The organism is Actinomadura macrotermitis (assembly GCF_009604375.1).
GTDB classification, from domain to species: domain Bacteria; phylum Actinomycetota; class Actinomycetes; order Streptosporangiales; family Streptosporangiaceae; genus Spirillospora; species Spirillospora macrotermitis.
On record NZ_WEGH01000001.1, the window covers coordinates 1403815 to 1428962 of the forward strand.

Annotated in this window: 15 protein-coding genes; all 15 read right to left on the reverse strand. The window is 68.6% G+C overall.

Going from position 1 to position 25148, the window contains the following annotated elements:
- Window positions 1-549: 549 nt before the first annotated feature.
- Window positions 550-2643 (reverse strand): hypothetical protein, encoded by a 2094-nt coding sequence (locus ACRB68_RS06265; protein ID WP_153531199.1) that lies wholly within the window; start codon window positions 2641-2643, stop codon window positions 550-552.
- 36 nt (window positions 2644-2679) lie between these two features.
- A complete protein-coding gene (locus tag ACRB68_RS06270; protein WP_153531200.1) occupies window positions 2680-6537 on the reverse strand; it encodes a hypothetical protein in 3858 nt (1285 codons plus the stop codon).
- Window positions 6538-6573: 36 nt separating this feature from the next.
- Window positions 6574-9159, reverse strand: a complete 2586-nt coding sequence (locus ACRB68_RS06275; protein ID WP_153531201.1) for a hypothetical protein — start codon at window positions 9157-9159, stop codon at window positions 6574-6576.
- 72 nt (window positions 9160-9231) lie between these two features.
- Window positions 9232-13227, reverse strand: coding sequence for a DUF6603 domain-containing protein (locus tag ACRB68_RS06280; RefSeq protein WP_153531202.1), 3996 nt, complete (start codon window positions 13225-13227; stop codon window positions 9232-9234).
- 678 nt (window positions 13228-13905) lie between these two features.
- Window positions 13906-15159 (reverse strand): ferritin-like domain-containing protein, encoded by a 1254-nt coding sequence (locus ACRB68_RS06285; protein ID WP_153531203.1) that lies wholly within the window; start codon window positions 15157-15159, stop codon window positions 13906-13908.
- Window positions 15156-16910 carry an MNIO family bufferin maturase gene (bufB, locus tag ACRB68_RS06290; RefSeq protein ID WP_153531204.1) on the reverse strand — a complete coding sequence of 585 codons (1755 nt, stop codon included), beginning with the start codon at window positions 16908-16910 and terminating at the stop codon, window positions 15156-15158. Before bufB ends, ACRB68_RS06285 begins: the two co-directional genes overlap by 4 nt.
- Complete coding sequence (locus tag ACRB68_RS06295; RefSeq protein ID WP_153531205.1) at window positions 16907-17467, reverse strand: hypothetical protein; 561 nt, start codon at window positions 17465-17467, stop codon at window positions 16907-16909. The genes bufB and ACRB68_RS06295 overlap by 4 nt, the downstream gene beginning before the upstream one ends.
- A gap of 62 nt (window positions 17468-17529) precedes the next feature.
- Window positions 17530-17859, reverse strand: a complete 330-nt coding sequence (locus ACRB68_RS06300) for a hypothetical protein (RefSeq protein WP_153531206.1) — start codon at window positions 17857-17859, stop codon at window positions 17530-17532.
- Between the two features lie 432 nt (window positions 17860-18291).
- Complete coding sequence (locus tag ACRB68_RS06305) at window positions 18292-19035, reverse strand: tRNA-dependent cyclodipeptide synthase (RefSeq protein WP_194293197.1); 744 nt, start codon at window positions 19033-19035, stop codon at window positions 18292-18294.
- Between the two features lie 651 nt (window positions 19036-19686).
- Entirely contained in the window at window positions 19687-20283 is a 597-nt protein-coding gene (locus ACRB68_RS06310) for a hypothetical protein (protein ID WP_153531208.1), read from the reverse strand.
- Between the two features lie 152 nt (window positions 20284-20435).
- Window positions 20436-22139, reverse strand: a complete 1704-nt coding sequence (locus ACRB68_RS06315) for an ABC transporter ATP-binding protein (RefSeq protein ID WP_207709584.1) — start codon at window positions 22137-22139, stop codon at window positions 20436-20438.
- Window positions 22136-22570, reverse strand: a complete 435-nt coding sequence (locus ACRB68_RS06320; protein WP_153531209.1) for a lasso peptide biosynthesis B2 protein — start codon at window positions 22568-22570, stop codon at window positions 22136-22138. The genes ACRB68_RS06315 and ACRB68_RS06320 overlap by 4 nt, the downstream gene beginning before the upstream one ends.
- A complete protein-coding gene (locus ACRB68_RS06325) occupies window positions 22567-22875 on the reverse strand; it encodes a lasso peptide biosynthesis PqqD family chaperone (protein ID WP_153531210.1) in 309 nt (102 codons plus the stop codon). The genes ACRB68_RS06320 and ACRB68_RS06325 overlap by 4 nt, the downstream gene beginning before the upstream one ends.
- Window positions 22876-22887: 12 nt before the next feature.
- Complete coding sequence (locus ACRB68_RS06330; RefSeq protein ID WP_153531211.1) at window positions 22888-24699, reverse strand: lasso peptide isopeptide bond-forming cyclase; 1812 nt, start codon at window positions 24697-24699, stop codon at window positions 22888-22890.
- 81 nt (window positions 24700-24780) lie between these two features.
- Window positions 24781-24891 carry a keywimysin-related RiPP gene (locus ACRB68_RS42785; RefSeq protein WP_407924277.1) on the reverse strand — a complete coding sequence of 37 codons (111 nt, stop codon included), beginning with the start codon at window positions 24889-24891 and terminating at the stop codon, window positions 24781-24783.
- Window positions 24892-25148 lie beyond the last annotated feature (257 nt).

The following is a 25148-nucleotide window of genomic DNA, read 5'->3' on the forward strand; positions in this document are numbered from 1 at the left end:
CCCGCCACCAGCGGAAATGCCGCTCCCCCGGCCCAGCGACCCCACCCAGGAACGATCACCGGCGCTCTCATGGGAACAATATGGGAACACGCGGTCAAGATCCCGTTCCGGTGCCGTCCTCCGCCGAACTGAGAAGCGCAACGATCCGCTCCGCCGCGGCCTCGTGCACCACCTTGGGGACGTGCGCGTGATCGCCGTGGTCAGCGTTCGAGCCGATCCATCATGACCTTGATGCCGAGCCGCTCTCCAACGCCGGCGAGGCCGCCGTGCCGCCCCTCATACGGCTTGGTCACAGGCAGCCCGGCCACCACGCGCAGTCGGCGAAAAAGCGCGCCGTCCAGCCAGAGGGGGCGCCCTTCCTCCCGGCAGATCGCCTACTTATGGTCTTTGTACACCTCCCCACAGTGAAGCACTCTTATTGCTATGGTTTCTGATGCACATAGCCAAGCCTAACTGGATAGCCGGCTCCCATAGCGCACAGGACCGGCCATTCGGTTTGAATACCGGTTCACGGCTGTCAGGCGACGGGATGGCAGAGGCGGGCGCGAATCAGGTCCGGTCTGCCGACGATGCTCCGCGGCTTCCGGTCACGTCGGGCCGGGCCGGCAGAAGCAGTTGCGGGAACTCCTGGTACAGGGTGGTGGGGCGTGACAACGGGCGCCGGGCCTTGACGTCGTAACGGACGCACAACTCCTTTCCGCACACCAGGACCAGATGTGGTTCGCCCACGAGGGGCTCGACCACCGACAGGGGAACGACATTGATGATTCCCTCGAGCATTTCCAGGGGAATCCCAGGGAACACCTCCGAGAAGGGGTCGGATCTCCGGACGATCGGCACGGCCTTCCGGCCGATGTCGACACTGAAAACCCTCAATCCTTGACTGAAAATGCCCCCGACGGCGGACACGATGTAGGCGCTACTCTTGGAAATTTCGAAGGCGGCCATCGGCCTGCTGTGCTCAAACTTATCTTCAACCTCCTCCGAGACGAATTTCCAGTAGCCGGAAGGGTGCCGCGCTATTCTCTCATACTTCATCGCTTCACCCAGCTTGCCCGCCTCCGCTCGAGCGGCAGTGCCGGAAGAAGTGACCAGCCACTCGTATTCACCGTCGGCGATGGGCCCGATGATATCCCCCCACTTGTCAGGAAGCCCATGCGGCGGTGGAGAACTTGAAACGTTCGGCGAAGGCGGCGGGGAAACGATGACGGGCCCAGACCCGTTCGACTCCACCTTCAGATATGAAGTGGTCTCTCGCGCCTTCTTGTATGCAACAGGATCCTTTCTGTACTGCTCCAGTTCCTCCTGGAACGATCTACGAATGTTTTTGAGTGGATTGTAGACGACGAGAAGCGCAGAGGTCCGCCTAAAGGGGAGTCGATAGATCTCGACGACATATCCCGGATGCGCTATTTTTTCCGGCTTATTGCTTCCCAGGGGAATCCATGTCCCTTTCAGTGCGGCAACTCCATTCTTTTTTCCGTCGGAATAAGGGATGAGGAGCAGCGAGTCACCGGGAAGCGGGAGGGAGGTGTGCGCCTTGGGGTCGTGATCATGTTTGTAGGCGTAGCGTCTAAGGGCATGATCCGTCGGCGAGGTGACCCAAAGGGCCTGTCCGTAGGTCGGCTCGGTGCGCAACTCGAACCCGGTGGCTCCACAGAGGAATATTCCATCATTCTTGATGTAGTAGTCAGTATACGGCTCAATGCTGATTTCGCGGGCCCCTCCTATCATCCGCGTGGCCTCGGTGACGTTCAGCGTATGGGCCTTGACGTCACCGTCCACCACATGGACTTGCGCGTCGAGGAAATGGACGGCCTTCTGCCCCTTCACCGGGGCGTAAGTCAGCGTCAGTCGGAAGGCGGTGTCGTGGTTCAGTGGCGGACTCTGGAAGCCGGTGTGGCCGGTCAGCGGGATGGCGCGGCCATCGTAAGCGAGCTCTACCGTGGCCGGTGAGGTCGGCAGAGTGGTGGTCGACCACGCCAGCTTGACTCTCTCGCCACGGCGCACGACCGGCTTTTCGGCACGGAAGTCGGAGATGGTCATGTTTTCCTCGAACTTACCCAGCATGTAGCGTGCAGTATTATTAGTCCATTGCTTCGCCCCTTCCTGCTCGTGAACTTTTTCAGTGATGTGCACCTCGGTCACGCCGACCACAGGGGTTACCTCGATGTCGGTGATGGTGAGCATCATTGTTTCATTGGGCAGTATGCGGACCTGGTCGCTTTGGCGCTCCCACGCGTACATACAGATGATGGAACCGGTCTTTTTCCCCTCTTTTTCTTCTTCTACTTCCCTGTAGACGCGCTTCCATCCTGGGAGCTCGTTCTGCCGGCAGTTCTCCGGAGGTCTCGGCGACAGGTCGCCTGCCTTGCCGCCGGCCCACAGGGCGACAAAGACCTGCTCGCAGTCGATGGCCTCCGTCGAGGCATTGGTGATCACCACGCTGAGGGTGGCCTGCGGCGATTCTCCGCCCATGGCGACCTGCAGGGGTTCGGGCAGGGTGGTCAGAGAGTGACTCAGCATGAGAGTGGTCGGCTCATGGCCGTCCGGCGGAGGCGGCTGCTGGTCGTCCTGGCCCTCTTCTGGACGGGAAGCGACGAGCAGGGCGGGACAGGCGCTTTCCTCGGTGTAGGCGTACATCGTTGAGTCCTTCGTTCGATCGCGGAAGCCGCTTGGTCACAGATCGCTTGCGGGGTGGGCGGGTGCGGACGTGGTGGCTCCGGTGAGCCGGAGCCTGCCGGTGCGCAGGGACGCCGGCGCGTCGCCGAGCCGGGCGAGGGCGTCGGTGGGCAGCAGTGCCAGCGGGGACGGCGAGTCGGGGTCGTGCCCGCTCCAACTCCAGGTGCCTTGCTCGATGACCGGCAGCGGCAGCGGGAAGGTCGTCGTCCTGCCAGATCGTTCATTGCCGGAAGCGAGGTTGAGGCACTGCTGGGTGCCCAGTGCCCACCGGATACGGAACACGGCCTCCATGCGTTGCGTGGCCTCGGCAACCAAGCGCTGGTCGAGTGCCAGCTCGGCCGCCGGCAGGATCGGCGTGGTGGCGTGCACGGCCGCCCAGGGGTCGGCCAGAAGGGTGACGCACCGCTGTTCACCGACACGGATGGACACCGGGCCGCCAGAGCTCTCCTGTTGCCGCACGTACTCGTGGTCAGCGCCCTGGGCCGGTTTGTGCACGGCGTGGAAAACGGCGTAGTCGGTGGAGATCTGCTGCGCCGATGAGGTGGTGCAGTCGCCGGTGAAGTAACCGATCAGGCCGTCGCTCAGCGAGTCGTCGTCTCCCAGCAGCACCGGCCAGGATCGCTTCAGGTGAGGGGGTTCCTGGCGGGAGGACAGCTGGTCGGCGACCGGTGGCACGGTCGGCCAGCCCTGCATCTCCAGGTGCAGGCGGGCGCGCACCAGCACCAGCGGCCGCCCGATCAGCCGCAGCAGCGGACGTCCCTGCTCGGGCACGGCGGGGTCGATGGTCACCAACGCCTCGTTGATGGTGGCGCGCAGCGCCTTGAAACGCTGCAGGCCGGCCGCGCGTGCTGCCTGGTCCAGCCGCTGGTGGGCGAGCGGCCCCCCGGTAGAGGTCAGGGCACGCAAGAAACCGGCCATATGCCGAAGTTCCGCGGAAGGGCTGGCGAGTTCCTCGAGCGGTGACCCGGGTTCTGGGAGCCAGGAGACGGCACCGTCGACGACGCCCACCGAGCCTGCCAGCGAGCCGTCGGCGGTGTAGGCGAGCAGCGTTCCTTCCAGATGGCTGGGAAGCAACCAGCCGCACGCCGGGGAGACCGCATCGTCGTCACTGTTCGACGTGCTCAGCACCGCGGTGTCATCGGCCGGGTCGACCAGGTCGAACCGCAGGCGGGCCGGCTGGGGCAGCCGGGGCGCCAGGCTGACCAGACGGCTGGTGCGGTGCGACCCCTCGGTCTTCGGGGGGATCACCGCCGGCGCCCGGACCAGCGGCGGATCATGTTTGTTGTCATCGTCGATGACGGTCAGGATGCGTCCGAAACGGTCGACGATGTGCAGGGCCGTGATCCAGAACCGCCCGCCGCGCAGGGGCCGGAAATCCTTGCGGACATGTTCGCTGATATGGCTGCTGGGCGCCTTGGACCAGTTCTTGTCCAGCCTCGCGGCGACCTGCCCGGGTGGGCTGCGCCGCAGCTCGGTCCGGTAGCCGACCAGCTGGTCGCTGAAGCCGTTGAGCGCTTGGGACAGCACGTCGCTGTCCCCCTGCCGCAGCAGCTGGTCGGCCAGGTCGTTCAGAGCAGACGAGGTGCCCGACGCCCCAGCCGCCGATCCGTTGATCGCGTCATGGCGGTCGGTATGGGAGCCGTCGGCGAGGACGCGCAGGCGGGAGGCAAGATTGAGCACCGCTTGCGGTGACAGCACCACGCGGCCCTTGAGCGTGACCTCGTTGTCGCCCCCGTAGTGCTCGTCGCGGCACACATTCTGGTACTTGGCCTCCCAGTACATGAACAAGGGAGTCCAGGGTTGCCGCCAGTTACCGGCGTAGACCCGCGGGGCGGGTGCATCCTCCGAGAGGACATCGCGATCGAGCCGGGCGAACTCCTTCCACAGTGCGTCGAAAAGGTCCTCCAGTTGCAGTCGCTTCGCCAGGCCGGTGAAACTCCGCATGACCGGGTCGTCCTGGCGGACCTTCGATCGGCCGGATTCCGTCTGCTGCTGACCGTCGCGCACGTCTTGGAGACGTCGGCAGGGCAGCGGTGCCCATTTGTCCTGCATCAGGTGGCCGAGCCCGGCGCCGCGGATCACCAGGACCGGGTCAGCGGCCCGATGGAACGGCTCATGGGCAAGGGCCTCGACGGTCCGTTCCGGTAGCCGGTCTTCCTCTGTGGCCTCACCTGACTGCGAAAGCTCTCGTGACAGCTCCTCGCAGCATTTCTTGACCTGGTCGGCGCTGTGATCGACCTTGGCCTGCTGCTCCTGCACCTGCTTGTCCAGCCGATCGTAGGTCGCCTTGATGTCACCGACTGGGGATTTGCCCTGTTGCCAACCGCCTCTGCCTCCTCTGCCTCCTCTGCCTCGCTGCGGGACGGGAGTGCCGGTGGCGTTTCTGTCCAGTTCCTGCTCCAACCACCACAGCGAGTACAGCCGTTCTTGCATGGTGGCCAAGTCCCAGCTCAGCCGGTCGTGGTGTTCCTGGGCCTTGTTCAGATTTTTCAGCAGCTCGCGTTCTCGATCCGACAGCGGCGGCGGGTCGGGGACATCGACCAGTGACTGGTACGGGCCGGGCTGCTGGGCGGGGTCCTCGGTGGTGATGCCCCACAAGGTGCCGCCCGGTACCGGTTCGAAACGAGCCTGTCGCGTGAGCCGCCGGACACGGGACACACCGTCGGGCTGGTCCAGTTCGTCCAGCAGCCCGTACTGAAGCGACTCCAGCATCCGGCACAGCGCCGCCCGCTCGGCAGAAGCACCGTCGTTCCCGGCATGCGGTTCCGAGGCGTCCTGGTGAGGCGCCGGCCTGCCGCCGGAAGCACGCAACTGGGCATCGACCATGGCGACCACCGCTTCGGCCGAGGTGTCGCCCACCGCAACGGCGACCTTCGCGGAGGCCGGCTTGTCGTCGTCCGTTTCTTCGATTTTGAGATCGTCGGTTTTTTCACCGGTCTTCCAGCCGACCCGCAACACGGTGCCGTAGAACACTGACCGGGTCGGCTTTCCGTCGCCCGTGGGCGCGAACGATCCCTCTGCACCGGGCGCACCGACCTGCCACCTCAGCCGTTCCAGCAGATCCCCCTCTTCCTGGCAGGCGCTCAGCGGGTCGCTCTCGGGATCGGAGTACCAGCCCACGACCAGGTAGCTGAGATTCACTCTCGTACCGGGTTCGGCAGCGGCAGCCTCAGGCAGGGCATTCAGCTCCGCGGCTCTGTCATGCAGGGAGAACACGCCACGGCAATAGCGCTGGAACAGCGAGAAAGTCGACACCCCTGGCCCCACGGCCGTCAGTTGGCATTGCTGTGAGTCCTTGAATTGCCGCCATTTGTCGTCGGTCAGGGCGAACCTGCGCCCGATGCGGTAGCGGCCCGTGGGCTGCAGCACGCCGACGCCCTCCCGCCCCGGACCGGGGACCACTGTCGGCCACGGATAAGGCGCGCTGTCCTGTCTGTAGTGAGCCGGAGGGTGCTTTTCAAAGGTCCAGATTGCATCGCTGTGGACGATCCATCCGGCGGTGGCCTGGCGCTGGTCATCGGTGTCGGTGTCGTCGCCGCTGTAGCGAATGACCACCCAGCGGTTGGGAACCTCACGAAAGGTGATCTCGCCGGTGTCGGGGTTCTGCTCTCCGTGGCGCAGCGCTTCGGGCAACTCCCAATGCAGATGCACTCCGTCCTCTTCTACGGCATCTGCCCCCGCTCCTCCCAAAGGGCCCAGCTTGGCCCAGGATTCGGGCGTGAGGTGCGCGGCGCGGCCGAAGTCCAGATCGGAGACGTTGAAGGGCCGGGCCCGAGTATGGGAGTTGACCACCAGGGCCTTGAGCCGCATCGGTACCACCAGAGGCTCTGGCCTCGGCGTGAGCGTGTCGGACATCTTCTTCCTTAGGCGTAGCGGGCGGTGGACGACGGATCAGCTGCGGCCCTGCGGAGGCCGATCCTGGGGACGGGCGACGCGGGCTCGATACGGGGCGCGGACCATCTGCAGGGCCAGTCCCGCGGGTCCGAACCCTTCACCGAGCTCGGACCGAAGCGCCGCCGCCAAGGCGTCGATGTCGATGACTCCGTAGGTGGGACAGGCGTCGTCAGCGCGCCGAAACGACACCTTCACTTCCTCCCCCCTGTCCGACTTCTCCGGAGCGTTACCGATACCGTCGGCGCCTTTGCCGTGTGCGTCGCCGGAATCATCGGATTTGCCGAGAAGGCGCCGTACCTTGACCTTGCCGAGGGATGTGATCCCCATATGCAGGCCGTGGAAGGGTTCGGTGATGGTGAGCGTGGACGGCAGCCGGTCGAACAGGACCATCAGCACGTTGTCGGCGCGCGTGGTGCGGTAGGGCCAGGCGGGAACGGACTCGTCCTGCGCCGTCCGGTGGTCGTGTTCACAGGAGGCGTCCGGGACGTGCGAGCCGCCGGGGTCCTCGACGGTGATCTGCACGGTCGGCCAGGCCGCGGCCAGCGTCGAGCGGATGAGCAGTCCGCAGACCGCCGCGGGACAGCCGGCGCGCGAGCGGTCGTACCATCCGCGCAGCCGAACGATCAGCCGGGAGTCGATCGCCGAGCAGGTCCCGATGCTCAGCGCCCCGTCCGTCAGCGCCTCCAGCCACGCACCGTCGACATGGAAGAAGCGCAGGCTTTCCTCCGGCAGCATCCGAGGATGCGGGACCAGGTAGTCGTAGGGGACCATCTCCAGCCGCCGCAACCGATCCAGCCAACGGCCGATGGCCTCCCGCTCTTCGTCGCAGGAGAGTGGCTGCTCCTCCGCCCCGGACGCATACCACCAGGCGGCGGGGTCGGCCATGGCACTGCGCAGCGTCCCGGTGCGCGGCTGGCTGAAGGAGATGGGCTCGGGGCCGGTGTCCGAAGAGGCGGACGGACTGGCGCCCGAGACCCGCATCGCCTTCTGGATGCCCGCGGACCAGTCCGGGTCAGCGGTCAGCTTCTCCTGGAACCAGGCCCGGTGCGGCATGGCCTCGGCCGTCGCGCCACCGGGCCGACCGGCACCGCGGTCATCGCCTGGATCGTCGTCCGCCCTTCGACGGCCCAGATGCCCGGTGTCGTCGGCGTGGCCGTGTTCCGGCCCGGCCGGCGCCGGAGCCGAGAAGAAGGCGGCCGGGTCGATGACCTCGCGGCTCTGGGCGAACTGCGCGCACTCCGCGCGGCAGGCGTCCAGGTAGCCGGCGACCGCTGTGGCGAATTCCTCGTCGGCCAGCGCCAGGCCACGTCCCAGCGTCCATGCGGCCGCGTAACCGACCATGTCGAGTTCGTCACTGCGCCGCCGATAGTCCAGCGCATTGGTCTCGCATTCGAAACTCTTCCCTTGCCGGGCTTGCCCCTCCTCGGCGTAGGGGATCAGTGGGCCCCGATACCACGTCACCTCTGTCCGGGGCGCCCGATCGTGAGTGTCGTCATAGTGCATCAGCGGGACATAACCCTGGGCCAGCCGGCGTCGCACATGCTGTACTACCTGGTTTTTGACGGCAGCCGGAACACCGGGGACGTCCTGCGGCATCGGTGCTGTGTCGACCGGAGGTCCCTGGAGCAGCAGCGATGCGGCATCGCCGCCTGCAGGTAGGGCGAGCAAGCCCTCGACAACACCTTCGAATGAAGGCTTGGAGTCGGGCACGGACGTGAAGGACCACGAGTAGAGCGACACCAGATGCACCGGCTTGTCGCCTGGCGGCGGGCATTTACCGGTGTCCTCGCCGATGCCGGCGAGGAGCTTTTCGTGCCCTTCCAGCGAGACGAGATGGGCGACGTACCTGCCGGCCCGGCCCTCGCCGGCGCGTGGCAGACGATTGGCCATGACGAAGGCGTATTCCTGATCCCGCCGCAACTCCTGGCCCTTCGGCCCGGCACCGGCCGCCTCTGATCCGCTTTCCCAGCCGCTGTCGTTGAGCGGGCTTCGGACATGGGCCAGAAAGCGCAACTCCTCGACCCGAGGCGCCAGGGTCCTGAGTCGCGACGCCGGCAAAGAGACGGTGGCGACAGTCGTCTTCGCCTCTTCCGCGGAGCAGGTCAGCTTCAGGCCGTTCAGTTTCATGAACTGCTCGACCGTACAGGTATCGGTACAACCCAGCGCTTGAGGATCGTTGCGAAGGTCGCCTTCGGCGAATACCAGGAGTGCCATCCAGGGCGTGACTTCACAGTCCTTCGCGGAGAACTTATCGGAAATCCTGCTATGGATATCGAGCCGCCGCTCCCAGGGCAGGACACGGCGTTCAAGCGCCACATGGGGAAGCAGGTCACCGTAAGCGCCGGTCGTTCCTGGAGGCGGGTAGGCGCCGTGCACCTCCTGCGGGCCCAGGGTGAAGCGCGCTCCCACGACCTCAAAATGCTGGGTGCGCGTCCTGAAGTAATCCTTGCTGTCCGCAAGTTTTCCAGCGCTCTTCTTGCTCTGCTCCAGCTTGTGTTCCACGGTGATTTTGTAGGTGCCGGCGGTCTTCGCCGGAATGAGATTGTCGACGAAGGTCAACCAGGGGTCGTCTTCTCCGGTCATCTCCACCCTCCCTGCGGGCGCCTGTGTCCTGTCGCTGTTCACTGGCTCATCTCCTGGACGTGAGCGGTTCGTTCAGTGGGCCTGAGCCGGGACCGGAGGTGGCCCGGCCGGCGGCGGACAGGTCGCGGGTGGGACGGGAGACGACGCCAGAGCGGTCAGATGACGGCACAAAGAACTGCGGAACGGCTCGCCGACGTCGGGACTGCGCTCTTCGCCCGTCGGTTCTCCGCCCCTGCCTGCCTGCGATGTGCGGAAAAGCGGGTTGATCCAGTGCTTCTTCGTCTGGAGATTCAATTCCGACAACTGAACCGAGTAGCAGCGCCCCTTGGGGACGGGGGCTGCCATCGTCACCCGCATCCCCATCCAGGCTTTCTCCAGCGGGGCATCAGGATCGGGCCGACGCATACGGTCCAGATCGGGCTTGCCCCATAGTGCGCGCGGCACCGGCCGGTACACCGCTTCGGCGAACCACTGCTTGCCGTTCTCCGACGTCTCGGTCAGCGCTGCCGCATCATCGGCCCAGTAGATCTGCTCGTCGGCGTGGTCGGCGTGGTCGGCGTGGTCGGCGTGATCGGCGTTCTGAGGATGCGGCTTCAGCGTGATGGTGTGGATCGACTGCGCGTTGCAAAGGCCCATCGGCCGGATGTTCAGGCCGCTGTCCGTGTTGCCGCCCGGAGCAACGCCCACGCATCCTTCGCTCCCGGTCAGCGGTACGGCCGAGCCCGTGGTGAAGCTGAACCCGTCGGTGCTGACCCGCCAAGGCATGCTCTGGTCAGCGGAGCCGGTGCCGGCCCCGGCCGCGTTGGAAGAAGCAGCGCCGGCCCCGGCCGACGGCAGCAGCAGGCCGTCGGTGGCAGCGATCTGCAACGCGGCATCGGGCAACTGCTTTCGCATCTCGGCCCAGCTCAGCGGCGGAGGCGGCGCGAGTACCCGGTCGTCGCCGAGCTTGACGGTGACCGTGAACGGGCCGATGTCCAGATGGGCCCGTCCCGCGATCGGAGGCCCCCACAGCTCCAGCCTGGCGCCGAGTTCGATGCGCAGCGCCTCACAGAAGCCGAGGATGCACGCGGTGTAGGAGGCGCCGACGGTGACGGCGATGCGGGCCTCGAAGAACAGCGGCGCCCACCGCACGAACACGTCGAACGACGCGGTCATCCAGGCCCGCACCCCGCCGGCGTCATAGACGATCTCCAAACGCCCGCCCAGCATGCCCGCATCGGGGGTGAGGGCCAGGTACATCCCGCCACGCACCACCACCGCGTCGCCGATCTTCCATTCCAGCCCCAGCCGCGGCACCTGCGGATAGTGGTCGGGGGCCGTGAAGTCGGGGTGGTAGCCGCCCAGCGTGTACACGAAGTCGCCCTCATGCCGGCTTCCCGGCAGCCACAGCGACAACGCCGCCCCGCCGGTGAGCCTGCAGTCCTCGTGGCCGATCCAGGAGTCCTCCGACAGCACCGAGGAGATCGCCAACATCCGCTCGGAATGCTGGTAGATCGCACGGAAACCCAGCTTGACCTTGGCGTAAGGCCTTCCGGACGTGGGGTACTCGGCGGCGCAACGGCCCAGTAGCGCCACCACGATGTCGCCGCCGAACTGCACCAGGAGCATGGCCTTGATCTGGACGAGTTCCGCGACCTCCATGCCCAGACCCGCAGCGAGCCAGATCTGCCCGCTGGCCGGCCTGAGCCAGGGGGCTTCGCCTTCGGTCAGGTCCTTGAGCACCTTCGTCGGCTCCAGCGCGCCCTTGCCGCCGGCCTTTCCGGGCTTGTCTCCGTCCTTGCCCTCCTTGCCGCCTTTGCGGGCCTTTTGTTCACCGTGGGCCGCGGGCTTCTTGGCCTTGGGCTTCTTCTTCTTGCTGCGCAGATCCTCGCTACCGGCCACACCGGCCATGAAGGGGAACTCCAGAACCTCGTCCAGCTCCGGCGGCCGGACGGCGCTGTTGTAACCAAACCCGGCGCAAAGACTGCTCAGGTTGATGGGTGGCACGATGGGAATCGTGGCCTGCAGCTCACCGAAGACGAACAATGAGGGAAAGGTCGCGCTCTTCCCCTTGGCCTTCTGGTAGGACGCCACGGCCATCAGGCCCCATTTGGTGGCCTTGATGAGCACCAGCCCCTGGTAACCCCATTCGACCTGCTCGTTCTCCCGTTGCTGGACCAGGGCACCGGCCAGCACCAGCGGGTCCCGGTCATAGGCGACCCCCAGGCCGTCCAGGCTCACCGAGTCGAACTTCAGCCCCTGCGCGCCGACCTTGCAGGTGATGCCCAGCCCGGCGGTGTCCAGGGTGAACCCCGCGACGACCAGCGCGGCGTCCATGACGACGGCCAGCCGCCCTGGCGTGTACCGCAGGTCGACGCGCCGCACATGCAGCGGTCCGACGGTGTGCTCGACCTGTGCGCTCGGCGCCTCGTCCTTGCCCTGTCCGCTCTCGTCCGCGCTCTTTCCGCCATCCGGGGTGGGATCGGCGAAAGCGCCCGCGGCACCGGTCCCCGCCCCGACGGCCGCCGCGCCCGTTGCCGAGGGCTTGCGGCGTCGCCAGCGCAGCGGGACCTGGCGGTCGGTCTTGCCGAGGGTCAGGTGCGCCACCAGGGTGAGCCCACCGGTGATCTTGATCTTTTCCGGCAACGGCACCGCGCCGCTCGGGGCCGGGGCCGCCTGGCCCTTGGAGTTCTGCTCGGGGCCGGTCTCCTTGGCCGGAGTCTCGGCGTAGTGCCCCGGTTCTCGATGGGCCGCCGCCAAGGCCGCGCCGCCGTCGGCGCCGGCCGGTTCGGCGAGAGCGGAGAGACGACGGCTGCCTTCGTCCGGGCTCTCGTCTCCCGGCTCCGCGGAAGAGCCGGTACCGAAGAGAGCGTTCATCGCCTCGATGTCCTGCTGGGACAGCGAGGCGGACGAGGCGATCATATGCGCGCCGGTGAAGGCCACATCGAGGTCGGCAGGCAGCAGGTTCTGCAGGAAGGCGAACTTCGACAGCCGCGCCTGATCAGCGGGTACCAGCAAACGAAACGCGAACACGTATCGTTTCTTGCCTTTTTTCTCCTTCCCCTTCCCCTTCTTTTTGGGGGCCGCCTCCCATCTTTCGCCTTGATCTTCTTCAGACCCGCCCTTCTCCTTTTTCTCTGCTTTACCGCCCAGGACGAATATCGTCCAGATGCCCCGCAGGGAGGTGTCGTCCTTCGGCGCCGCATCCGGCCACACGGCGACCTGGGACTTCTTCGCATCGAACAGCAGGCAGAACCCGCCCGTCACCAACGGCAGGGAGACCGGAATGCTGTCCGTCAGCGGACGGTCCTGTTCGTCGCGCCCAAGCCCCTCTTTGATGCCCAGCACCTGGGCGATGTCTGCCGTCGTCAGGTCGCCGCCCTTGGGAACCGCGCAATGGAATGTGAACCGGGTCTTTTCGGCTCCGCCGTCCAGAGTCGCGATCAACGACAATTTCACACGCTTTGCGGTACCCAAGGCCTGCCCGCCGGACGGGGCGGTGCCGAGGTCGGTCCGCGCGGTAAGGCGGTACTTCTTGTCCTTCCGGCGTTCATACGCCAGGCAGAGACAGGTGATGCCCAGCGAGGTCAGGAAGGCGAACCGTGCGGCCCTGGTCGAACGTCCGGACTCGTCGTCCAGGTCCAGGGAGATCGCCAGCTCGACGCCGTCGACCCCGGCCGCATCGTCGATCTTGGCAACTCCGTCGCCATCCCCTTGACCTTGGCTTTTGTTTTCCGTGCCACCAGGATCCGCGGCCTCGCCCTTCGAGTCTCCCTTCTCTTCCTCCTTCTCGGAGGATTCAGGGAGAAAGGTGAGGGTCGCATCGAACTCGCGTTCCGCCAGTTTCAGCTTACCGCTGACGCACAGACGCTCCTTATCTATCTTCGCACCGGTCAACGGGGGCACCAATTGCTGGTTCGCCTGACCAGATGCCCACCGCGCAAGTTCCTCCACACTCACAAGTTCGGCGAGGGTGTTCAGCTCCGGCGGGATCTTAAAGGTCGCACCGTCCTGCATGACCCCAAGGACATCACGGACTCTCTTGACCGTCACCTGGGACTTCTTGCTCTCGCTGGGCTTCTCACCCATAGCAGACCACATCTCAGATCGCTGCGGAAATAAATGGCCTCGCCGATGGCGCGCCCTCTCCCTCACATCACAGCAACCGATATTTAAAGACGCATACCGGTGGGCCCAAGAAAGGAGCAAAAAAGACCGCCAAGCTCATCGGCCTCGGCCAACGCCAAGACGGCGACGCCGCCGCAGATCCAAGGCATCTCGCCGCCGTACTCCCACACGGCCTGGCCTGCGCCGCTACGCTCCCTGTCTCCGCCTGGCGCTGTCGGCGAGAACCCCGGGCCCGGTCAGTCGAAGAAGCGGGGCTATGAGAGCGGCCGAACACGTCATCGGGTAGTGGATGCTTCCGATCCGGCGCAGGCGCGCTTGGAGGGAGCTGTCATAGGCGTGCTGCTCGTTGGACAAGACCGGCCATGGCCACAATTGGGGCCGGTCCTTCCATGCGTGGGCCGCTAGAACCCCCCTGCGTTTGGAGGAGCAGCGGCGCGCCGGGCGAGCAGGCGCAGAGAATCCACATCGTCGCCAGGTCCGTGACGTAGGCGCGTGCCGGCCTAGGCAGGCCGGCACGCGGCTTGGAAAGTACAGCCGAAGCGACCGGGATGTTGTGGCGTTCCCTGGCGCCCGCCCTGGGCCGAGTCGGTGCTTCGCGGTCTTGTTTCCGCATGTGGGTCGCACCGCCCGGCTGTTCGGTCAGATGTCGGGCATCTTGTCCAGCAGCCAGCGGACGCTGTTGTCGCCGCCCAGTTGCGGGAAGTGGGGGATGGCCTCGTCGCACAGCTTGATGAGGTGCTGTTTCTTGTCCTTGGAGGGCAGTTTTACGTATTCGAAGGTCGGGGCGATCTGGAGCTTGCGGTCGGCCAGCGGGCCGGTCTTGAAGGGGGTGGCCACCATGATCTCGGCGATGTTGGCCAGCAGCCCCTGCATGGCGGAGACGAACTGCCGCTCGTATCCGTAGCGCTTACTGCGCTTTCCCCGGACGACGTCGGTCGAGGGGGTGGTGTAGAGGACGTCGATCAGGTGGAGCACGTAGCAGTACGCCGCGTTGAACAGCTTGTTGATGCTGGTGGCCGCTTTGTCGTCGATGTACTGGGCGCCTTTGGGGTCGGTGGGGACCTTCCAGGTCGGGCCGATCGGTTCGATCCCGTCGGCGATGCGCTGGAACTTGGTGTAGTGCGGCAGCTCGTCCAGGCCGGGCCTGGGGTTGAGAGGGTCGATCGGCACCGACGGGTTGATCTGCTCGGCCCCCTCCCCTTGGTCGATGATCATCTTCAGTGCCTGGTGGGCGGTCTTCAGGTCCTCGACCAGGAGGGTGTCCCCGCCGCCGTCCTTGTTCCAGTAGGCGGCGGTGTACTGCAGGTCGGGGCGGTTGCCGTTCCACAGGGCCTCGCCGTACTGGTCGTTGAGCTTTTCCAGGCCCGCGCAGATGGACTTGTAGAACTCGCCGATGGTGGAGTACTGACCCTTGCGGGGTGGTGCGCCCTCGCCCTTTGCGGGGTGGGGGCGTTCGAACTCCATGAAGACCTTTCTGACGAGTGCCCTGTCACAGCGGCTCAGCCGCAGCAGCAGCGGCGGGTGGCGGTGCAGCATGTACTCGGGGTAGTCGGGCAGGAAGTCCTCGTCGTAGAACTTCACCTTGTCGCCGAAGCCCAGCGCCACCAGGATGTTGCGCACCAGGCACAGGTGGAGCATCTCCTCGATGACGATGCTGCGGATCAGGCGCTGGGCTCCCATGCCGGGGTCCCAGCGGGAGTGTCCCTGGCCGCCGATGGAGTACAGGGCGTACAGGTACATGGGAATGGTCTGGGTCTCCACGGCCGCGGCCTGGATGAGGTGGTTGCACAGGTCGTCCTTGGTGGTGACGCCCTCGGTGGCGTCCACCGGGTTGGCGGTCAGGATCGTCGGCAGGAACGAGCCGCCGTCGGAAGCGGGAGCGTCGTTGCTCACGGTGTGGTCTCCTTGAGGGCGCTGGATGCGGGCGGGTTCTTCTGTTCCGCGGCGGACGGTGCAACCCAGCCGCGAGCGGCCCAGTCGCGCAGATGGCGGTGGGCCTGGCCGAGGTCGATCGGGCCGGCGGCTGCCGCGTGTTCGAGGGACTCCCCTTGCGTCAGAGCGTCCAGCAGGGCGAAGGCGTCGGCGGGGAGCGGTGTGGTGATGACGCGGTAGTCGCGCCGGAACAGCACCAGGTAGGCCGGTTCGGGCGTGGGCGGCGGCGGGCGCAGGTCCCGGCGGACGTCGGCGTGGTAGCGGTGCACCGGCGCGCAGGCCCGCAGCAGCCGCAGGCAGGGTGCTGCCGTCGCCGACAGGGTTCCGGCGGGCGGCACCGGCGCCGGCGGTCCTGCTCGGCCTTCCAGGCCGGGGCCGTCGGTGACCTGTGCGAAGGCGTGTTCGTACCGCACCAGGTCGATCATGATGTCGATCCATGGCTCGCGTGCCGATGCGCGGTCGGGGCGGCGGGCGTCGAGGTGGTCGGCGAACCCCTCGCCCAGCCGCGCCAAGGTGTAGGTGCGGGACGGCCGCGCGTCCAGGTAGTCGGCGGCGAACTCGTCGAACAGCTGTGCGCCGAGCAGGTTCCGCAGCGCCGGGTACTGGTGGCGCATCGTCTCCAGCAGCCGTTCGCGGTAGCCGTGCCGGTAGATGTCCAGGCGCCGCTCGGCGCTGAGCGGCGGTGCGTCCGCCAGCATCGCGGCGGCCGCCTCGGCGGGTCCGGCGGGGGCGACGATGGCGTCGCGCAGCCAGCGCTGGGCCGCCGCCAGCGATGGCGCCCGGTCAGGGACGGCGGGGCGGGCGGCCGCGATGGACACCGCCGAGGCCGTTGTGTCGCTCCGGCCGGTGTCGGAGGCGGGCGTGCCGAGGTACCAGCGGGCCTTGTGGAGTTCGGCGAGCAGCTCGGGGAACGGGGGGAGGCGGTCGTCCCACTCCAGGAGCGTCGGAACGGGGCCGCTGAGGGCGGTGGCGAGCCGGTACAGGCGCCACACCGGCGGGGCGACGGGCCGGTCATGGGTGTCGATCAGGTGGGTCCCCTTGTCGGCGGAGCCCGCCAGGTGGATCTGCGCGATCCGGTCGTGGGGCAGCGCCCGGATGTACTCCTCGGGGTCGAAGCCGTGGTTGGTCGCGGAGACGAAGACGTTGTTGACGTCCAGCAGCAGCCGGCATCCGGTCTCCTCGCACAGCCGCGCCAGGAACTCCCATTCGGGCATCGTCGAGTGGGCGAAGGCGGCGTAGGTGCTGGGGTTCTCCAGCACCAGCGGCCGTTCCAGGACGTCTTGGACGACGCGGACGCGCCGGGCCAGGTGCCGCAGGGACCGCTCGGTGAACGGGATCGGCAGCAGCTCGTGGGTGTTCACCCCGGCCACGCCCGTGAAGCACACGTGGTCCGACACCCACCGCGCCCCGATCGAGCCGGCCAGGCTCCGCAGCCGGTGCAGGTAGTCCATGTCCAGCGGATCGGTGCCGCCGACCGACATCGAGACCCCGTGCATCACCACCGGGTACCGCTCGGCGATCCGGTCCAGGGCGTGCCGCGGGTAGCCGCCGGAGTCCATGAAGTTCTCGGAGATGATCTCGAACCACTCCACCGGCGGCCACGCCGACAGCACGTGCGGCAGGTGCGAGGAACGCAGCCCCAACCCCAGCCCCAGCCCGGAGCCCGCCGCCGCGCCGAGTCGGTCCTCGGTGCACGAGGGGGCGGCCGTCACTTCTTCTTCAGCTCCTCGACACGGCCGGGCTCGTACGAGGGGACCAGGTCGTCGGGGTACCCCTCGCCCGGCGACGGGCCGAACGGGACGCCCGCCTCGTACATGCGCTGCTCGAACACCTTGCGGGCGCGCTTCCACACGCTGGTGCCCCGGAAGGGCCCGGCCGCGTGCACCCGGCTGATGTTGATCGGGCTGGCGCAGCTGCCGGAGTAGCGGCAGTGCTGGGCGCCGGGGATGGCCTGCTCGGCCTCGTGGCCGGTGTAGCCGCAGCCGCCCTGGCCACGGCACTCGTTGGCGCCGTGGCACTCGTGGAAGACCGTGGCGCACTGGCCGGTGCCGGCCATCCAGCCGGTGCCGTCGCGCCCGAGGCCGGCGCAGGCGTTCAGCCCCATGCACACGTGCAGCTCATGGGCCTTGGGATCCCGTCCCGGCGTGGTGCGATGCGGACGCTTCTCCCACACCTTCGCGCGGGCTTTCTCGCCTTGCTCGCCGCCCTGGATGAACGATTCGGTGTCCTCGGTGAACATCCGCTCGCCCTGGCCCTGCGATGAGGTCATCGGCCTGCCTTCCATCGTGCCGTCATGAGTCGTCGGGACGCGGACCCGCGCCGTGGCGGGGCTCAGAAGGGGACGCAGTAGGTCCCGGTGACGCTTTCGGGCAGGTCCGCGTGCCCGGCCGGGTAGTAGTCCGGCGGCCGTTTCGTGCACTTCAGCTTGGGACCGGAGCCTGCCTTCGGCTTGATCAGGAAGGTGCCGTCGATCGGCCCCTTGCGGGGAGCGTTGCTCGGCGTGGCGGTGCAGTTCAGCCAGCCCATCCCCCTGTGCTTGTTCCCGGTGAAAGTGCGGTCGCAGGTGTAGGTGTAGGCGGGAGCGGGCGCGGCGTAAGCGGGCGCCGTCATGGCGGTCATGACGGCGGCGCCCGCGACGGCGGCCATCCGTGGCAGGAGCATCTTGCGTCCCTCGCGTTCCTTGAGTCAGGGTCATCCAGCAAAGTTCCCGACTCTATGCAGTCGAAGAGTTACGCATAGTAATGAAAGGGTGTCGCCAAGAGGTGATGAGTTGCCCTGCCGGCCAGCAGACCAAGAGGCGTGAAGCGCCCGGAACAACCACCGAACGGACCGCTCGCTTCTCGCCCGGTGTCCCGCTCCGGGCAGCGGCGGTGGAAGACGCTGTGGCCGGGCAAGAGGGCACGCCCGTGACATCACCGTGTGCTCTGGCGCTCGGCCGGGCATCGGGCGCTCTGCGCCCGGTCGCTGGAACGCTGCCCACCGTGGGTGGCCGGCGCATCGGCCGGCGGGGCATCCGTGGCTGCCCTAGGCCGGCATTTGCCTGGCGCGCCACACGCGCCCGTCACCACGTGGCCTTAGAGCCGGCATGCGGGGTCATTCACAAGTACGCAAAGCGGTGTAGCCCTGGCCGGGGAAGGCGGTGTACTTGGCGCCGCCGGTGAAGAAGTAGGTGACGTGTTCGGCGGGACGGCTGGATGTGGTGACCGCTTCGGGCACGCCCAGGATCTCGGGGGCGTTCAGAGCGAACGGCAGGGCCTTGTAACTGTGGACCAGGCCGGTGGCGAGCTGGGCGTCGGTGGGTTCCCAGCCTTCGGGCATGCCGGCCTTCAGCGCGATCCGGGTGTCGTCCCGGTAGATGGGCCCGTATCCGGGGTCGGCGATGGCCTCGTCGAGGTAGGCGCAGGCCCGGCGATAGGCAGGGGCGTCCGCCCAGTCGCCGAACTCGCTGACCCGGACGCCCGGATCGCCCGCCCGGCGCAGGGCGCGTTCGATCCGGTGCTTCATCTGCCGCACGTCGGCCTTGGCCTTCTTGCGCGCCCGGTGCTCGGGACGGCCCTGGCCCAGATAGGTGGCCGCCGTCATCTCCAGGTCCGACATCACCACGTCCACGCCCTGGAACCGGCGGGCCGCCCAGCCGAACATCACCGCCAGGCGGACGGTGGAGAAGTAGGGATTGCCGGGACTGACCTGGATCACCAGATGGCGGCCCCGGGCCAGGAGCTGAGCCGAACGCTCCCCGCACGGCTCCACCTCGACCTCGCTCCCGCTGCCGGGCGGGGACTCGGCACCGATCTCGTCGGGTTCGGACGTGCTCGGCACGGATGCGGCGTGGTGCACGGTGGACTCCTTGTCATGTCGTCCGGCCGCTCCGCCTCTGGCAGGCGCGGCGCGCAGGGCGGGTTCGTCCTGCAGCGCCGGCTGTTGCGCCACAGCCGCTCGCACGCGGCGCCCTCGCGCTTTCGGTATCGGTCGGAGCACGCCGATCAGCGTGCCGGCGCTGGATGAGCCGCCGGGGCAGAGCACCGCTGCGGCGACCAGGACGCACCGAAGGGCAGGGCTTTTCCGGCGATCACCATGATCGGGTCTCCCTACGCCGATGAGCACTGGCTGTGCCCCTGTCATATCCGCACGCGTCCGCTCGATCACACTAGGTGAGTAGATCGTGTGAAGATCTTCGCTTCCGCGGTGACCTGTGGATATGCCCGTCGGCGGGCCACCGCTCGGGCGGGGGTGCGCAGGTCATCGGGTTCGCGCGGGATGTGCGGGCCGGTGATGCACTTGGACGGTGGCCAGGCGGGCGGTACACCCGGCTTGAAGCCGGGTGTATCGGATCAGGCCCGAGCGGTCGAAGCCCTTGGTCGCGGCGCCACTGGGGCACGCGGCCCCGGGTGAAGGCAGGGACGCGGCTCGGCGGTGATGGGCCCGCCGGAGGGCGGCGGGCCCATCACCTTGTTCGAGCGGCGTTCGGTCACAGGCGGTTCGCCGTCGTCAGTTCTGTGCGCTCAGCTTGATGGTGAGGGGGTTGTCCTTGCCGCCGACGAGGGCGTTGATGATCGGGGTGTCGAAGAGGCAGCCCCATGACACCTCGGGGATCTGGTACTTGGCGGTGAGGGTGCCGCCGGTGGCCGGGTCGAAGGCGCCCTGCGAGGTGAGGTGGAGCTGCGCGGGCTTGGTCGTCTTGCAGTCCGGCAGCGGGATGGGGATGCCGAAGTGCCCGGTCTCCAGGATCTGGATGTCGACCGCGCCGGTGATGTCGGCCGTGCCGGACTTGAGGGTGCCGGTGAAGGCGCCGGCCTGGGTGATCTTGACCTTGATGTTGGTGGGCAGGACCCCGAACAGGTTGAAGTTGCTGCGCGCCTCCGGCACGGAGATCTTGACCGCGGAGACCTCGCCGGTCTCCAGGTCCGCGTCGACCTTGGCGGTGGTGGGCGTGAAGGCGATGTCGGCGCCCAGTCCGGTGATCTTGGTCTGGGCCGTGCCGCTGTAGTCGTACTCGCGCGGGGCGGCGTGGGCGGGCTGGCACATCATCGCCAGCAGGGCGGTGGTGGCGAGCGCGCCGGTCAGGACCGTGCTTCGGTTCGGCATGGGTGAAGTCCTCCATGGCGGGGGGTGAGTGGCGTGCGGCGCCTTCGCACGCCGTTGGCGAACCACAGTCTGTACCACACAGTGTTTCGTTCACTAGGAGACGACTGAGCAACTCGGGATCGGAGGTTGGTCGCGCGGTGACAAGCCCGCGCTCAGGGCCCGGCGTGTTCGCCCAGCAGGGCCCGGTAGCGGTCGCTGGTGTCGAGGAGTTCGTCGTGGCCGCCGGTGGCGACGATGCGGCCCTCGTCCAGGACGAGGACGAGGTCCGCCGCGCGGATGGTCGACATCCGGTGGGCGATGACCAGCAGCGCGCACTCGCCGGCGGTCTCCCGGATCGAGCGGCGCAGCGCCTCCTCGCTCGCCGCGTCCAGGTGGGCCGTCGGCTCGTCGAGCAGCAGCAGCTCGGGGCGGGCGAGCAGGGAGCGGGCGATCGCGATCCGCTGGCGTTCGCCGCCGGACAGCGCCATGCCGTGCTCGCCGGCGTCGGTGTCCAGGCCGTGCGGCAGCCGGGACAGCAGCTCGGTGAGGTGGGCCAGTTCGACGACCCGTGCCAGCTCCTCCGGGCCGGCCTCCGGGGCGGCGTAGGTGAGGTTCTCGCGCAGCGTCCCGTACATCACCGGGGTGTGCTGCTCCACCAGGCCGACGCGGGTGCGGTGCTCGGAGCGGCCGACGGCGGGCAGGTCGCGGCCGTCCAGGAGGATGCGGCCGCTGTCGGGGTCGTAGAAGCGCTCGATGAGCGCGAAGACGGTGGACTTGCCGGCGCCGGAGTGGCCGACCAGCGCCACGTGGGTCTTCGGCGGCACCTCGAAGCTCAGCCCGCGCAGGACGGGGCGGTGCGGCTCGTAGCGGAACCACACGTCGCGGAACTCCAGCAGCGGCGGCGCGGGCACCGGGGAGGCGGGCCGGGGAGCGGCGTCCCGCTCGGTGGGGATGGCCATCACTTCGGTGACCCGGCGGTACGCGCCCACGCCCTGCTGCATGGTGCTGAGGGACTGGAACAGCATGCCGACCGGCCCCACCAGGTAGATCATGTAGAGCAGGAACGCGGCGAGGTCGGCCAGCGAGCCCTTCCCGCCCGCGACGCGCAGCCCGCCGATGAGCAGGACGACGATGAACGACCCCTTGACGGCCAGCTGGATCGCCGGCGTCACCACCGCGTCGAGCCTGGCCATCCGGAGGCTGCCCTCGTACGCCGACCGGGCCCCGGCCGCGATGCGGTCGGTCTCGCGGTCCTCGGCGCGGCTGGCCCGGACGGTGCGGATCGCGGTGAGCGCCCGTTCCAGGTCGGCGGTCATGGCGCCGGCCGCCCGCTGGGCGTCCAGCGAGGCGACCCCGATGCCCCGCAGCACCACGGCCACGATCACCGCGGCGAGAGCCACCATGGCCAGCACGACCAGGAACAGCAGCCAGTCGAGCCACAGCATCAGCGCCACCACCCCGGCCAGGGTGATGGCGCCGGTCAGCGCGTCGGTGAGGCCCTCGGCGATGAGCAGCCGCAGGGTGGTGCTGTCGGTGCCGGTGCGCGAGAGGAGGTCGCCGACGCGGTGCCGGTCGTACGCGGCCATCGGCAGCCGCAGCAGGTGCCTGACGAGGCGCAGCCGGATGCCGAGGACGATGCCCTCGCCGGCCCGGGCCACGATGTACTGGGCGAGCCCCTGCACGATGACCTGGGCGGCGAACAGGCCGATCAGCAGCGCGATGACGGGCCCGGGCGAGGCCGATCCGATCACCCGCCTCACCAGCAGCGGCTGGACCAGGCTCAGCGCGGTGGCGGCCAGCGTCAGCAGCACCGCGAGGGCGACCCACCTGCGGTGCCCGCGCAGCAGCCGCAGGATGTCGCGCGGGCCGGCGCTCACCGGTCCGGGCGTACGGCCGGCACGGTCACCAGCGGCCGGAAGTAGTCGGGCGGATAGTCCTCGCCGACCGGCACCCCCTCCGCCTCCACCCAGGCGTGCGCGCCGAAGGGCGGCAGGCGCCGCGCGCCCACGCACCAGGTGGGCCACCGGCCGTGCAGGCGGCACAGCAGGGCCGTGGCCAGGGACCGGGGCAGGCATCCCTCCCTGCCGCCGCACGCCAGGCTGACCGCGACCACGTCGTCGCGGGCCGCCCGGGTCTGCGCCACGGTCGCCGGGCGGGCGCCGCGGCGCAGGGCGTCCAGTACGGCGCGGATGCGGCGGGGACGCTGGGTGGCCAGCAGCCGCGCGGCGCCCACGACGACCCGCACCAGGATCCGGCGCCGGAACGGCACCGAGCGCGGACGGTGGTAGATGGCCTCCGGTGTGCTCATCGGGCCTTCCCCAGTCGCCACCGGCGCGGGCCGCGCCGTCCCGCACCCTCCTCCTCGGCGAGCCCCGCCGCGCACAGTTCACCGACCAGGTCCCGCACGTCCTGCCGGGCGCTCGCGCCGTCCACCGCGTACTCGTCGGTGAGCGACCGTACGGCGTCGTCGTCCGTGCCGCCGTTCAACAGGGTCCGCAGGATGATCGCGGCACTGGGATTGAGGGTCCAGTACTGGTCGTGGTCCTCGTCGAGAAGGGCGATTCCGTATTCGGTGTCGGCGGTGAACACGCCGTCGCGCAGTTTGAGCGTCATGATCGGTCTCCCTCAGGCGGGGATGGCGGCGGCCTCCTGTGCGCGCAGCCACACTTCGCATGCCACGGTCTGGAACAGCGCGTCGAACTGCAGGTCCGGGGGCAGCGGCCGGGAGCACACCTCCCGCAGCGCGTCCGCGTCGATCAAGCCCATGCGGGCCAGCCGCGAGTCCTCGCACAGGGCCAGCAGCTCGCCCCGCTGCTCCCGCAGCCCTGTCTCCACCGCGTGGTCGCCGCTGTCCTTGGTGTGGCGGGTGAGGGACTCGCCGGGGACGATCCCGCGCATCGCCTCGACGATGAGCGGCTTGTACCGCCAAGGGGTGATCCTGTCCTGCGGCCGCACCGCCAGGCCGGCCTCGACCACGCGGTCGTCGTAGTACGGGGCGGCGACGGCGAGCCCGAGCGGGGCGGTCATCTGGCCGAGCTGCCGCACCATGCGGGCCGAGCCGCCCATGGCCTCCAGCTCGACGTGCTGTCCGCGCGTCCCGGCCAGCGGCTCGGCGGTCCGGGCCGCGGCGCGGATCAGTTCCCGCACCGCCCGCACCGTGTCCGGTGTCACCCACGGGGGCAGGCGCGGCGGTGTGCCCCAGCCCAGGGTGGGCGTCTCCAAGGGGGGCGGCGGGTCGGTGAGCCCGTCGCCGGCCCGGGCGAGCCACGCCCGGTAGGTGCTGCCGTCCCGCAGCTGCCGGAGCGTCTCCCGGTACGGCCACGGGCGCTGGGCGGCGAAGCCGCGCACGCGTTGCCACGCGACCCGGGGGTGCGTGCGCATCAGCGTGTGCAGGTGCGCGGGCGAGCCGGCGAGCAGCTCGTCCCCGCCGAAGCCGGTCAGGTGCAGCGTGGAGCCCTGTGCCGTGGCCAGCCGGGGGATGGCCAGCCAGCGGTCGCGCTGGGCGGCGACCGGGCTCGGCTCGTCGAGGTGGTCGCCGGTCTCCCGCATGCCCGCGTACACGGGCGGCACCTGGTCGCCGGGCATGACGTGGTGCTCGACCTCGTTCCCGAGCCCGGCGACCGTGCGGCGGGCCCAGGCCGCGTCCTCGCCCATGGGGTCGAGACCGTCGGAGGTGTAGGCGATGACCCGCCTGCCATTCCGGGCGGCAAGGGAGCACAGCGAGGTCGAGTCCAGCCCGCCCAGGTCGCAGCTCACCACGTCCCGCCCCTGCAGACGGGCCTCGACCGCGGCGGACAGCGCCTCCCGCAGCGCGGGTGCGCCCTCGGCCATCGGCACCACCGGCTCGGGGGCGGTCCACCACGCGACGGTCCGGGGCCGGCCGGCCTGGTCGAGCACCAGGTAGTGGGCGGGCCGGAGAGCCGTCACCGGACGCCAGACCGGCTCGCCGGTCACCGGATGCATCCCGAACGTGTTCAGCAGGTGGACCGCGAGCCGCTGCTCGTCGACGTCCGCCTCCAGCAGGCCGGCCAGCACGTCGGCCCGGTCGGCGGCCACGGTGACGTCGCCGACGCGGGCATGGAACAGCCTGCGGAGGCCGGTGACGGTCCCCTGCGCGCGTACGCATCCGGCGACCGAGGCGGCGAGGTGCGCGCTCCCGGTCAGGGACCTCGCCAGCGCGTCCAGGCCGGCGATCGTGTCCGTCCGGCGGGCGGCCGCGGCGAGCCGCTCGGCGGTGACCGCGTGCTCCCCCACGACCGCGATCTTCACCCGGCCCGCCTCGCCCACGGCGAGCGTGCCGGGAGACCAGTGGCCCAGCAGCCAGGGCCGGCCCGACGGGTGGGCGATCTCCTGGACCTCTTGCGCGCGGCCGCGCAGCGCGGCGCCGGCGGGGGCCGCCGCGGCGCAGTCCGGCAGGACGACGAACCAGTCGGCCATGACCGTCCTCTCCTGGCGCCCGGAATCAGAAGACGGGGGCTGCGGAAACCGCTACCGCAACCCGCCGTCTCAGGGGCTTGCTCACAGGCTGAACCGGAGGGCGAGGAGCCTTTCGGGGCCTCTGTTGGTGCCCAGGCCGGTCCTGCGGAAGCTACCTGCCGCGGTAAGCGTCGGACGCTCGTAAACACGCATGGTGTACACCTCCTTCCGTGCCTTGGGTGAACTCCCGTTACCTCAAGAGTTCATGCCCAGCACATCTATATCCAGCCTAGGCCTAATTTCCGTTACCACAATTCGGCTCCCTTCAAATGTTCCATGCAAGACCTTTAATCACTCTATGAAGTCGGCGGTTCTCCCCTTCGGACGGCAGGCCGCCCAGCGAGCGGACTTCCCGATGAGGCTGCGGCCTCGGCCCCGCAACTACCGGATCGGCCAGGACACCGGCGCGG

Bases quoted from the DNA above. Each gene is read 5' to 3' on its own strand.
- ACRB68_RS06265 (WP_153531199.1), bottom strand. From the start codon at position 2,643: ATGTACGCCTACACCGAGGAAAGCGCCTGTCCCGCCCTGCTCGTCGCT.
- ACRB68_RS06270 (WP_153531200.1), bottom strand. From the start codon at position 6,537: ATGTCCGACACGCTCACGCCGAGGCCAGAGCCTCTGGTGGTACCGATG.
- ACRB68_RS06275 (WP_153531201.1), bottom strand. From the start codon at position 9,159: ATGACCGGAGAAGACGACCCCTGGTTGACCTTCGTCGACAATCTCATT.
- ACRB68_RS06280 (WP_153531202.1), bottom strand. From the start codon at position 13,227: ATGGGTGAGAAGCCCAGCGAGAGCAAGAAGTCCCAGGTGACGGTCAAG.
- ACRB68_RS06295 (WP_153531205.1), bottom strand. From the start codon at position 17,467: ATGACCTCATCGCAGGGCCAGGGCGAGCGGATGTTCACCGAGGACACC.
- ACRB68_RS06300 (WP_153531206.1), bottom strand. From the start codon at position 17,859: ATGCTCCTGCCACGGATGGCCGCCGTCGCGGGCGCCGCCGTCATGACC.
- ACRB68_RS06310 (WP_153531208.1), bottom strand. From the start codon at position 20,283: ATGCCGAACCGAAGCACGGTCCTGACCGGCGCGCTCGCCACCACCGCC.
- ACRB68_RS06320 (WP_153531209.1), bottom strand. From the start codon at position 22,570: ATGAGCACACCGGAGGCCATCTACCACCGTCCGCGCTCGGTGCCGTTC.
- ACRB68_RS06325 (WP_153531210.1), bottom strand. From the start codon at position 22,875: ATGACGCTCAAACTGCGCGACGGCGTGTTCACCGCCGACACCGAATAC.
- ACRB68_RS06330 (WP_153531211.1), bottom strand. From the start codon at position 24,699: ATGGCCGACTGGTTCGTCGTCCTGCCGGACTGCGCCGCGGCGGCCCCC.
- ACRB68_RS42785 (WP_407924277.1), bottom strand. From the start codon at position 24,891: ATGCGTGTTTACGAGCGTCCGACGCTTACCGCGGCAGGTAGCTTCCGC.